This is a genomic window from Glycomyces sp. YM15, from assembly GCF_016918015.1.
GTDB lineage: Bacteria > Actinomycetota > Actinomycetes > Mycobacteriales > Micromonosporaceae > Glycomyces.
Genome location: NZ_JAERMK010000023.1, coordinates 71919 through 82128 on the forward strand (window position 1 = coordinate 71919; position 10210 = coordinate 82128).

The window sequence follows — 10210 nt, forward strand, 5'->3', positions numbered from 1 at the left end:
AGGTTAAGATGCCGTCATGCCCAACAAGACGATCTACGTCGCCGACAAGGACCTGCCCCTCTACACGCGGGCGCAGGAACTCGCGGGAGGCAACCTCTCCAAGGCGATCTCGACGGCGCTCAAGCGCTACGTCGACGCCGAGGAGGGTCGACTGGAGGGCTACGAGGAGATCACCGTCCCCGTCGGCCCGGGCACCGGACGCAAGCGCCAGCGGCAGCGCTTCACCGGCGTCAAGCTCGGCGAATGGGTCCGCTCGAACGAGAAGAAGGCGGAGATCTACCGGGTCTACCGCTCGCGGTCGGGCAAGTTCGTGATCCACATCGAGAAGACGCCCGACTTCGTGCACGAGACGAACGAGACCGGCTGGCGCAAGCTCCTCGGATTCGGCGAGCAGAGCTACGCCATGAACTACGGGGACGCCACGCTCGAAGTGGTCGAGACGCTCGATGAGCTCAAGGCGAAGATCCCCGACGAGCTGTACCAGATGGTCGCCGCCACGGCAGAAGCGCCGCCAGTGCAGGACCTCGACATCTAGACCCACTGTGCCGGAGGCGCACTCGACGGCATCGCCTGCGGTCCCGGGCACGTCCCGGTAGTCGGCCGCACCCTCTGCACCGCGCTCCTTTCACTGCACTCTTTTCACTGCGCAGTCGCCGGGGCGGAGCCTGCCCACTGACAGTCCACAATGCACTGTCATCGACCCTGGACATCGAGGTGAAACCGTGTTCGACCTTGGAATGGTGCTCACGCTCTACCCACCGCCGCACCGGCTTTCACCGGACCTGGCACCGCGTCAGGTCGATGTCAGCGCCATGTCAGCGGCCCCGGCCAAAGTACTCACATGCCCGGCGAGGGAAACCGAACCGGAACCGGCACAGCCCACCAAGACCCGAAGCGAGGAACGATGAACACCCAGAAGCCCATCGCCATCGAAGCCAGGAACCTCACCAAGTCCTACGCCGAGAAGTCCGTGCTCGGCGGCATCGACATCGCCGTCCCCGAAGGCACCATCTTCTCCCTGCTCGGCCCCAACGGCGCCGGCAAGACCACCACCGTCAACATCCTCACGACCCTGATCCCCGCCAGCGGCGGCGACGCGTTCATCCACGGGAACCACGTCGTCGGCGACGCCGACGCGGTGCGCAAGAGCATCGGCGTCACCGGCCAGTTCGCGGCCGTCGACGGCCTGCTCACCGGCCGCGAGAACCTGCACCTCATGGGCCGCCTGCACCACCTGGGGAAGGCGGAGACCAAGCGCCGCACCGAGGACCTGCTGGAGCGGTTCGACCTGATGGACGCCGCCAAGCGCGCCCCGGCCACCTACTCCGGCGGCATGAAGCGCCGCCTCGACATCGCGATGTGCCTCATGGGCGACCCGAAGGTGATCTTCCTGGACGAGCCGACCACCGGCCTCGACCCGGCCGGACGCCGCGTCGTGTGGTCGATCATCCGCGAGCTCGTCAAGGGCGGCACCACGATCTTCCTCACCACGCAGTACCTGGAGGAGGCCGACGAGCTGGCCGACAAGATCGCGGTCCTCGACGGCGGCAGGATCGTCGCCGAAGGCACGCCCGAGGAGCTCAAGCGGCTCGTCCCCGGCGGCCACGTCAAGCTCCGCCTCCACCGCGGCGACCAGGTCGCGAAGACCGTGCAGGTTCTCGCCGCCACCGTCTCCGACACGGACCCGCTCGGCGTCCAGGTCGCGTCGGACGGCTCGATCGAGTCGCTGCGCAGGATCCTCGACACGATCGACCGCGAAGGCATCGAGGTCGACGAGCTCACCGTCCACACGCCGGACCTCGACGACGTCTTCCTGACCCTCACCGGCCACACCACGAACCTCGAAGCCGCGGCCGCCGCCGCGTAACCCGCCCGCATCCTTCCGCAACGCCCACAAGGAGAACTCCGATGAGCACCCTCGCCTACACCGTTTCCGACACCTCCACGATGCTGCGCCGCCAGTTCAAGCACATGCTCCGCTACCCGTCGCTGACGTTCATGCTCGTCGGCATGCCGGTGGTCTTCCTTCTCCTGTTCGTCTACGTCTTCGGCGGGACGATCGGCGACGGCCTCGGCGGTCCCACGGGCGGCCGCGAGGCGTACCTGACCTACCTGACGCCAGGCATGCTGCTGATGGCGATCGTCGCCGCCGTGCAGGGCACCGCGATCAGCGTCGCGATGGACATGACCGAAGGCATCATCGACCGCTTCCGCACCATGTCGATCGCCCGGGTCTCCGTCCTCACCGGACACGTGATCGCCTCGGTCATCCAGTCGTTCCTGTGCATCGCCGTCACGCTCGGCGTCGCCGTCGCGATCGGCTTCCGCCCCGAGACGGACGCGGTCGGCTGGATCGGCCTCGCCGCTGTGCTGCTGCTGATCTCGTTCGGCCTGACCTGGCTCACCGTCGGACTCGGCATGGCCGCCAAGACCGTCGAAGAGGCGTCGAACACCCCGATGCCGCTGATGCTGCTGCCGTTCTTCGGCTCGGCCTTCGTACCCACCGACTCGATGCCCACCGTGGTCCAGTACTTCGCCGAGTACCAGCCCTTCACCCCGTTCATCGAGGTCGTCCGGGCGCTCCTGTTCGGCAACCCGGTCGACGGGGTGGACCTGGGCCTGACGGTCGCCTGGTCGCTGGCCTTCGCGCTGCTGGGCTACGTGATCTCGAAGAAGAAGTTCAACAAGCGCTAAGCGCCGCATACCAACCAGGAAACACCCCGTAGGGCGGGCCCTTCTCGGCGAGTTTACGAGCTGTAAATCTCCCCAGTCGCGGCCCGCCCTATGGGTTCCCGTGACGAACGACACCGTGCGATGAATCCCGGGAGCCTCGGTCGTCTACATGAACGACACCGACCACAGGAGGAACCGCCATGACCGCCCAGCCCAAAGGCCCCGCCTCGTACTTCCCCTCCATCGAGAAGACGTACGGCCGCCCGATCGCCGACTGGCTCGCCGACCTCGCCGCGAGCGACCTCGACGGCCACAAGCCACTCGTCGAATGGCTCAAGACCGAGCACGGCATGGGCCACGGACACGCGAACGCCCTGGTCACCTACCACCGCAACCCCGGCAAGTGGTCGGCGTAGCGCACGGATCGTTGCGGGACAAGACTGTGCGGCGATCAGGTCGGGTCGGTCGGCTCGAGTCGAGCGAAATCCAAGTCGACGCTCAACTGGACACCCATTTCCCGGAAGCCGAGTGCTCGCGCGACCCGGCGAGAAGCCACCGGCATCGCCCTCCACTGCGGCAGGAGGCCAGCGGCGAGCGCGTGGTCCACTGCGGAGGCGGCGACCAGCCTCGCCAACCCGCGGCCGCGCGCGTTCTCGGAGGTCAGCACGCACAGGTGCGCCGTCGCAGCGGGCCACCACCGATACCCCGCCGCCGCCACGACCGTCCCCCGCTCCCTCACGACGAACGCCGGCGAGGTGATCTCGCCGATCCCGCTCTCATCCGCGTCTTCTGCGCCGACTGACTTCACAAGAGCGAGAAGATCCGAGTGGTCGGGATGAAGCCGCTCGACAGCGGACTCAGACGGAGACGGAACAAAAGAGTCCCGCGATACGTACGCCAGTGTTGCCGGGCCGAGCATTGCTCTGACCGGCAACGCCGACCCTAGGACCTCGGGCCGCGTGATCGACTCGGTAGCGAGTCGGCTGAGCACGTGTTCCACGGGCCCGACCGCGGCTTCGGTCGGCACGGTTGCGATCGCCGAATCGCCCAACACCACGATTCCGACCCACGAAGGCGGACACATCTGCGATTCAGCAGAGGCGACCACATGCGCGCCGGTGCCCGATGGGAACGTCACGGGTGCAGCGGCGAGCGTCTGCCAGAGCGACCGGGCTTGCGTCATCAGCGAATCGTCGGCCATGGGCCGATCTTCCCACTCGGCCAAAGCGAGTTTTTCAACTCAGGGTCCCGCGCATGCAGCGGCTGCGCGAGTTCGTTCTCAGCACCGCATGGCGGTTTCCGAGCGGTCCTGCTTCGGTTCGCGCCCTCCACGGGCGAGTTGCCGGTCGCTAGGCTTCGGGGCATGGCGATTCAACGAATGGACAACGTTCTCATCGTGGTGGAAGACCTTGACGCGGTCATCGAGTTCTTCGTCGAAATAGGCATGGAGCTGGAGGGCAAAGGACCGGTTGAAGGTGACTTCGCCGAGCGGGTGATCGGGCTGGAGAACGTCAGACAGGACATCGCCATGCTGCGAATTCCCGGCGCCCCGGGGCGGATCGAGCTGGCGAAGTTCCACGAGCCGACGGCGGTCCGTCCGGAGCCGGTGAACGCGCCCTCGAACACGCTCGGCATTCGCCGGGTCATGTTCGCCGTCGACGACATCAACGACGTCGTGGCCCGCCTGCAGGCCCGGGGCGCCGAGCTGGTCGGCGAGATCGTGCGATACGAGGACCTCTTCCTACTCTGCTACGTCCGCGGCCCCGAAGGCATCGTCGTCGGCCTCGCCGAGCAGCTCGGCTGAGGGGCCGCCAAGGATTCCATCAGGCGCTGTCCACTCGGGACTCTAAGGCCCGCAGCGCGGTGCAGACGGACACGGCGAATCGTCCGTCCTCGAAGTCGAGGCGTACGCCGTCCAAATGGCTGAAAGCCCTCCAGCCACCGCATCCCCCGACTGTACCGAGCTGCCCTGGCCTGGCTCGTATCGCAAGCAGGCGGTGGTAGCCGCCGAGCCGGACGATGATCCGTTCGACGGCCCGCGCTCCCGGTTCAGGTCCGGGGGTATGTGAGGCGGCGCAAGAGCGTTTCGCATGGGCCGCGAGTTCCGGTGCGCGCCATGGCTGCCGCGATCGCGACCGTGGCGGCCCACACGGCGACGGCGATACCGGACGCGGCCGCATCGGACAGCTGGGTGCCCAGTCCCGCCGCCCACGGCGAGAAGATGGCCACGAACGCGACCGACTGGAGCAGATAGCAGGTCAGCGAGCGCGCGCCGCAGGCGGCGAGGGCCCGAGTGAGAGGCCCGGGCGTGCGGTCCGCCTGGCGGGCGGCGATCAGGGCGATGAGGGCGGCGTAGCCGAGACCGGCGGCGAGGCCGGTCACGCTGTGGAGCGCGTATGCCGAGACGGCCGCCGCGGTCTCCGGCTCCCAGAGCCGTGTTTCAGCGAGCATCAGCGGCGCGCCGCCGACGAGGCTGATGACGATGCCCCACAAGGCGGTTCGGGTGAGCAGTCGGCGGTGGCGACCGGGTTCGTCGAGCACTCGGCGGCGCGCGGCCCAGATGCCGAGGACGAAGGCGGGCAGGATGCTGACGAGATAGAAGGTCGGGGTGAGCGCCGACCAGGTCATCAGTCGCATCGCCAGGGCGACAAGGGGGTCGGCGATGGTGGTCGGCTGTTCGGTGCGGTGGTCGGCGGCTTCGGCCGAGAGGCCGAGGAGGACGAGCACGCCGATGTGGGCGAGCGACACCAGCGCCGCGACCTTGAAGAGCGTGCGGTCGCGGGCGACGAGCAGGCCGGTGAAGACCAGGCCTACAAGGCCGTAAGCGGCGAGGATGTCACCGAAGAACAGCAGTAGAGCGTGCGCGAAGCCGAAGGCCAGCAGCCAGGCGCTGCGCCTGCGCACGATCCGGCGGGTCTCGGGCCATGCGGCCCCAGTGCGGGCCTGGCGGTCGGCGAGGCGGGCGAGTCCGTAGCCGAACAGTGCGGCGAACATCGGCAGGGCGCGGCCGTCGATGAGGAGCACCTGGGCACCGGTGAGGAGGCGTTCGAACGGTTCGGCGTCGACGGCGTAGCCGCGGAAGCCGGTCTGCTCATGACAGATGAACATGTGGGCGTGGGCGAGTGCGATGAGCAGCAGCATGGCGCCGCGTGCGAGGTCAGGGGCGAGCGATCGCTGCCCGACGGGGGTCGCCGATCGGACGTCGACGGGTGGGGAAAGTGTCATGACGACTCCAATTTTAGATACAGATCTGTATCTAAAGAAGATAAGATACAGTCGTGCATCCAAGTGGATCGGGGGTGCACTTTGAGCGAAGCCGAAGGTCAGACGCGACGCAGGGGCAAGGATCTGCTCGATGCCATCTACGCTGCGGCCGTCGAAGAGGCGGCAACCGCGGGGGTCGGGAGGTTGACCATGGACGGCATCGCCAAGCGCGCCCGCACCCCCCGGACCACGCTCTACCGGCGCTGGTCAGATCCGGTCGAGCTGCTGCTCGATGCGCTTCATGAGCTGCATCCGGTGGAAGAGCCGGCCCCCGGCGCCGATGATCTGCGCGGTGATCTCATTGCCGCGCTTCGCATGATGGTCGACTGGGCGCTCAGTCCCGCCGGTCGCGCGGTGCTGACCATCGTCGCCGACCCGCGCCGCGATCCGGTCGTCATGGAGGCGCTGTACGAGCGGGTCTTCGCCGAGAAGGGCGGGACGTTCACCCAGACCGTGCTGCGCCACTACGCCGAACACGGCGACTTCGACCCGGCCCTGCTCACTCCGGTCGTAGTCGACATCGGGGAAGCGATGGTCACCAAGCGGATGATCGACACCGGCGAAGACCCCGGCGACGACTACCTCGCCGCGATCGTCGACCAGGCCATCCTGCCCGCCATCGGACTCAGGTGACCGAAGCCCGTGGGGCGAGCCCGTTCATCGGACTCGCCCCACGGGCTTTTCAAGATCTTGGGTTGTCGCTCAGCGGGTGTGGCCCAGGAGGCTCGTCAGGTCGGCCGCCGTGAGGTCGAAGACCGGGGAAGCGTCGCCGAGCTTGGAGTCGCGGACGTGGAAGCCGTCACCTTCAGGGCAGGCGGCCAGTTCGACACACTCGGAGTTGTTGTCGCCACCGCTGCGGGAGCTTTTGCGCCACGCCCGGCGAAGTTCCACGCAGTTTGAGTTGTTGTCGCCACCGCTGCGACTACTCTTGCGCCAGGCAGTCACTTCACTCATTCAGAAACTCCCTCAATGGTATCGATTTGCCCCAGAGGAGCTGCCAAAGTCCATCGTATCGCTCGATCCTGTCCGTCTCCTCGATGCACCAGCTGTCGTCGAAGAGCTCCGTATAGACGAAGGGCGGGCTCCCGAACTCAGCGCCAGCGGGCTTGTAGATATCGAATGCGCTCGCGCCTTCGGGGTGCGGACCTCGGAGGATCCGGATCTCCCAGTTCCGGCATGCGTTGAGTTCGAGCAACCTGTCGATCTGGTCGCGGCGTGCCTTCTCGCTGAGGAGGTCGAGGTCAAGGAGAGCCTGCGCACCGATGATCAACCGCATGGTCGGATCGTCGGTCCGGTTGAGCAGAGCCGCTTGGCGTTCCTTCTTGAACGCCCATCCTCGATTGAGCTGTTCGGCGGTGTACGGCTGCGAACGTGGCAGCAGGTTGAAGTGGTAATCGCGCGTTTGGGCGATGCCGGGAACGAAGATCGGCTCCCACTTGTGGATCTGACCGTTCGACCGCTCGGCCATGCTCAAACACAGCGCATTGAATCGACGGTCGGAGCGAAAGTTCTGCTCGTGCTCGTTCTCGGCGATCTGGATCATGTACGCGCGCAGCTCATCGTCCATGCCGAGCTTGGCGGCGAGAGGCCACATCTGGCCGACATCAGGACACTTCTCACCGTGTTCCCACTTGGAGACGGTCTGGTCACTGCGCTTGACGAACCTTCCGACGGCGGCCTGGCTGAGCTTCCTTTCGAGTCGCCGGATTCGGATTTCCCTGCCCGGGAGCCACTTTGCGAGCTTCGATGACGGCACGGTGGGTTGCCTCCTGCCTCAGCGGAATTCAGTGCTGGCCTCTAATGATGACACTGCGTTGCCACACGATACGAACCTGTCGCGAACAGCACTTATAAAGCACGCCATATAAATCCATCCCTACAAAACAGACCCTCATTACTAGGGGTTGGGAGCAAGGCTCTCTCGACTCACGACAGGAAACGCCTGTTCAGAAGCTTGTGGCCTCCGTAGGTTGGAGAAGACAGGGCCGGACGAAAGTCCGGTCAGTCGGATTCCCGACATCGTCTGAAGTGGAGTGCGTATGAAGACCGCTGAACCTTCCGATCCGCTGCTGCGTGGACGATTCACCGATGGCTACACCGATTTCAGCGTCCGGGCGTCGAGCGCCGACGCGCCCGACTCGTTCCAGGTCTATGTGTCCAACAACCATGCAGACCTCGTGCTGATCGTCTCCGGCCTGATCTCCGGGCACCGGCATGCGACTTGGGGCGACGGCTGGCGGGCCTATACGCCCGAGTGGAAGGCCTGGGCGGAGGACACGGCCTTCCGGGTCTTCTCCGGCGTCCGGGTCGAACCGGCCTCGAAACAGCCTGGGAGCGTGAGGTTCTGCGATGGCTAGAACCTCCTCCCCCGCGAAGGACCCGGAGGGGCGCTGCAACCTCCGTTCCGATGGCGAGCCGGGGATCGACGGCCATCTCGGCTGCTTCCGGCGCGGACCGGCGGTGTTCTCGCTGTATGCGATCCCGCCGGACCAGTCGCGCTACCCGAACACGCCGGCGTACTACCTGCTCGACTGCGAGGACGGCGTCGGCCCGCATGAGGTGTGCCGAATCGAGGCCGATGCGATGGACGAGCCTTTCTGGAACGGCGCGTGGAAGAACGATCCGTGGTGCTCGTGGCTGCTGAAGCAGATTCGTGCGCTTATCGCTACGCCGCAGGACGACTGAAGACTTGACTCTCCCGGCAGGGCCGGTCGACCTAGGTGGGGGTCGACCGGCCCCATTCTCCAAATTTTTTTGCCCTGCAGCGACACGCGTGGTTGTGATCACACTCTCGCGCATTTATTCTGACTAGACCCCCTCCCGGAAGGAGCTCCGGTGTCGAGTATCGAAGAAGCTTCAGGGTCCGTCGCCACGAACGCCGAAAGCGCGCGCGAACTCGCCGGAAGCATCGCCTCCTCCAAAGTTCTCATCGACTCGTTGGCCGCGCGACTCGACGCCATCGGTGTGGAGGCCAGCGCGCAGCGCACCCAAGCCGCCGGCGACCGGGCCGAGGAACTCGCGGGCCACGCCACTGCATTGGCCGATGCGCTCGATTCCCTTCGCCAGCAAGTCGAAGCGCTCAAGGGTTTACTTGCGACCGCCATTCGCAGCGGCTCGGGAAAGTCGAATCGGGGCCGCACACCGAGATCCGCATCGACGGCAAGCGCCATCGGCGCGCAAGAACCGCTGCCGCTCAAAGGCCCTGTCGCCTCAACACCGCCCACTGGCATCGGGAAGCGGCATTTCTTCGAGAAGATCCGCATGAAGAGCCCGGCCAAGGAGAAGAACACGCTCGTACTGCCCGGAGTCGACACCGAAGCTGATATCGCGGCGATCAAGACCGGGCACGCGAACTACCTCCGCGACAACCTCTACGAGGTCAACGACCGCGTTTACGGCGTGGAGACGCCGACCGGCAGCGTCTATCCCGTGCGCGGCAAAGGGTTCGTCGAGCTCGACAAGCTGGAGTACACCGCACTCAAGGGCCTGCTTGCCCATGGCGGGAGCCGGGCCAAGGCCGAACGCGACCCGCAGATCGCGCGATTCAGCCGCCACATGACGGACAAAACATGGGAAACTGCACGAAACGTGTTCAATCAGGGACAGGAGCGGGCCTGATGCGCGACTACACGATCGTGTTCATCGAACCGGTGGATCTGGCAGACCTCGCAGCCGCAGCCGCCGAGGCCTTCGCGATTCCTCCCGGGCAGATCGAGATCTGGAACGGGAGCGACTTCGCCGCGCCCGCGGTCGATCCGGTCATTGCGCAGGTCGCCGTCGGATCAGGGCCGGGGGCGTACGCGGAGTTCGTCGGGTTCGAAAGGTTCGCCGAGCACGCGGGCGAGCCCGAGCTCCTCGCGGTGGCCGTCGAGCTCGCCACGCGAGTGAAGCGCCGAGCGGTATTCGGACCGGAGTCGGCCGAGGACTTCCGCTGGACGCTGGTCGCCGCCGACGGGAGCCACGGCGAAGTCGTACTCGACAGCGACCGCCTCGACGACGGCGCGATCACGATCCTCGGCGCGGTGGAACCCATAAGCGGCGCTCCTGAACTGCCGCGCGTTCCCGAAGCGCTCTGAGTCGGGTCGCCTTGGCGCGGAACGACGGCGGCGCTCGGCGATCGAGACCGACGGCTGGGCCCCCGGTAGGCTTGGGTTCTAGGAGTCGTTGCAACACCTTGATCTACAAGGGATTGCGATGGACTTCCAGATCCGTCAGAACCGGACCAAAGCTCAGGGCCCGAGGAAGCTGACCGCGGAGCGGCATGCTTTCCTGC

Annotated in this window: 14 protein-coding genes; 10 read left to right on the forward strand and 4 right to left on the reverse strand. The window is 66.2% G+C overall.

From position 1 onward, the window contains the following. The first annotated feature begins 16 nt into the window (after positions 1-16). The 4 genes from JHY01_RS21810 (at position 17) to JHY01_RS21825 (ending at position 3089) form a co-directional block, all read left to right on the forward strand. On the forward strand, positions 17-535 hold the full coding sequence (locus tag JHY01_RS21810; RefSeq protein WP_205327809.1) for an EXLDI protein: 519 nt from the start codon (positions 17-19) through the stop codon (positions 533-535). A 369-nt stretch (positions 536-904) separates the two neighbouring features. Beyond that, complete coding sequence (locus JHY01_RS21815; protein ID WP_205327810.1) at positions 905-1867, forward strand: ATP-binding cassette domain-containing protein; 963 nt, start codon at positions 905-907, stop codon at positions 1865-1867. Between the two features lie 41 nt (positions 1868-1908). Continuing rightward, entirely contained in the window at positions 1909-2694 is a 786-nt protein-coding gene (locus tag JHY01_RS21820; RefSeq protein WP_205327811.1) for an ABC transporter permease, read from the forward strand. Between the two features lie 179 nt (positions 2695-2873). Next, complete coding sequence (locus tag JHY01_RS21825; protein WP_205327812.1) at positions 2874-3089, forward strand: DUF4287 domain-containing protein; 216 nt, start codon at positions 2874-2876, stop codon at positions 3087-3089. 35 nt (positions 3090-3124) lie between these two features. Here the strand turns inward: JHY01_RS21825 and JHY01_RS21830 are convergent, their stop codons facing one another. Further along, on the reverse strand, positions 3125-3874 hold the full coding sequence (locus tag JHY01_RS21830; protein WP_205327813.1) for a GNAT family N-acetyltransferase: 750 nt from the start codon (positions 3872-3874) through the stop codon (positions 3125-3127). A gap of 162 nt (positions 3875-4036) precedes the next feature. Between JHY01_RS21830 and JHY01_RS21835 the strand changes: the two genes are divergently transcribed. Then, positions 4037-4477: a VOC family protein gene (locus JHY01_RS21835; protein WP_205327814.1), complete on the forward strand. Its 441-nt coding sequence runs from the start codon at positions 4037-4039 to the stop codon at positions 4475-4477. 245 nt (positions 4478-4722) lie between these two features. Here JHY01_RS21835 and JHY01_RS21840 read toward each other — a convergent pair whose 3' ends face one another. Beyond that, positions 4723-5898 (reverse strand): DUF418 domain-containing protein, encoded by a 1176-nt coding sequence (locus JHY01_RS21840; RefSeq protein ID WP_205327815.1) that lies wholly within the window; start codon positions 5896-5898, stop codon positions 4723-4725. 63 nt (positions 5899-5961) lie between these two features. Between JHY01_RS21840 and JHY01_RS21845 the strand changes: the two genes are divergently transcribed. After that, positions 5962-6570: a TetR/AcrR family transcriptional regulator C-terminal ligand-binding domain-containing protein gene (locus JHY01_RS21845; RefSeq protein ID WP_307814525.1), complete on the forward strand. Its 609-nt coding sequence runs from the start codon at positions 5962-5964 to the stop codon at positions 6568-6570. A 69-nt stretch (positions 6571-6639) separates the two neighbouring features. Here the strand turns inward: JHY01_RS21845 and JHY01_RS21850 are convergent, their stop codons facing one another. Both JHY01_RS21850 and JHY01_RS27890 read right to left on the reverse strand, forming a co-directional pair. Further along, positions 6640-6891 (reverse strand): DUF397 domain-containing protein, encoded by a 252-nt coding sequence (locus JHY01_RS21850; RefSeq protein ID WP_205327817.1) that lies wholly within the window; start codon positions 6889-6891, stop codon positions 6640-6642. Further along, on the reverse strand, positions 6884-7693 hold the full coding sequence (locus tag JHY01_RS27890) for a Scr1 family TA system antitoxin-like transcriptional regulator (RefSeq protein ID WP_205327818.1): 810 nt from the start codon (positions 7691-7693) through the stop codon (positions 6884-6886). The genes JHY01_RS21850 and JHY01_RS27890 overlap by 8 nt, the downstream gene beginning before the upstream one ends. A 283-nt stretch (positions 7694-7976) precedes the next feature. Between JHY01_RS27890 and JHY01_RS21860 the strand changes: the two genes are divergently transcribed. From JHY01_RS21860 to JHY01_RS21875, 4 genes are all read left to right on the forward strand, one after another. Beyond that, a complete protein-coding gene (locus JHY01_RS21860; protein WP_205327819.1) occupies positions 7977-8294 on the forward strand; it encodes a hypothetical protein in 318 nt (105 codons plus the stop codon). Next, positions 8287-8622, forward strand: a complete 336-nt coding sequence (locus tag JHY01_RS21865) for a hypothetical protein (RefSeq protein ID WP_205327820.1) — start codon at positions 8287-8289, stop codon at positions 8620-8622. The genes JHY01_RS21860 and JHY01_RS21865 overlap by 8 nt, the downstream gene beginning before the upstream one ends. Before the next feature lie 150 nt (positions 8623-8772). Continuing rightward, positions 8773-9555: a hypothetical protein gene (locus JHY01_RS21870; protein WP_205327821.1), complete on the forward strand. Its 783-nt coding sequence runs from the start codon at positions 8773-8775 to the stop codon at positions 9553-9555. Beyond that, entirely contained in the window at positions 9555-10013 is a 459-nt protein-coding gene (locus tag JHY01_RS21875) for a hypothetical protein (RefSeq protein WP_205327822.1), read from the forward strand. Before JHY01_RS21870 ends, JHY01_RS21875 begins: the two co-directional genes overlap by 1 nt. The last annotated feature ends 197 nt before the right edge of the window (positions 10014-10210 follow it).

What these genes read in the sequence shown, in the direction of transcription:
- JHY01_RS21810 (WP_205327809.1), top strand. Translation starts at nt 17, where the DNA reads ATGCCCAACAAGACGATCTACGTCGCCGACAAGGACCTGCCCCTCTAC.
- JHY01_RS21815 (WP_205327810.1), top strand. Translation starts at nt 905, where the DNA reads ATGAACACCCAGAAGCCCATCGCCATCGAAGCCAGGAACCTCACCAAG.
- JHY01_RS21820 (WP_205327811.1), top strand. Translation starts at nt 1,909, where the DNA reads ATGAGCACCCTCGCCTACACCGTTTCCGACACCTCCACGATGCTGCGC.
- JHY01_RS21825 (WP_205327812.1), top strand. Translation starts at nt 2,874, where the DNA reads ATGACCGCCCAGCCCAAAGGCCCCGCCTCGTACTTCCCCTCCATCGAG.
- JHY01_RS21830 (WP_205327813.1), bottom strand. Translation starts at nt 3,874, where the DNA reads ATGGCCGACGATTCGCTGATGACGCAAGCCCGGTCGCTCTGGCAGACG.
- JHY01_RS21835 (WP_205327814.1), top strand. Translation starts at nt 4,037, where the DNA reads ATGGCGATTCAACGAATGGACAACGTTCTCATCGTGGTGGAAGACCTT.
- JHY01_RS21840 (WP_205327815.1), bottom strand. Translation starts at nt 5,898, where the DNA reads ATGACACTTTCCCCACCCGTCGACGTCCGATCGGCGACCCCCGTCGGG.
- JHY01_RS21850 (WP_205327817.1), bottom strand. Translation starts at nt 6,891, where the DNA reads ATGAGTGAAGTGACTGCCTGGCGCAAGAGTAGTCGCAGCGGTGGCGAC.
- JHY01_RS21860 (WP_205327819.1), top strand. Translation starts at nt 7,977, where the DNA reads ATGAAGACCGCTGAACCTTCCGATCCGCTGCTGCGTGGACGATTCACC.
- JHY01_RS21865 (WP_205327820.1), top strand. Translation starts at nt 8,287, where the DNA reads ATGGCTAGAACCTCCTCCCCCGCGAAGGACCCGGAGGGGCGCTGCAAC.
- JHY01_RS21875 (WP_205327822.1), top strand. Translation starts at nt 9,555, where the DNA reads ATGCGCGACTACACGATCGTGTTCATCGAACCGGTGGATCTGGCAGAC.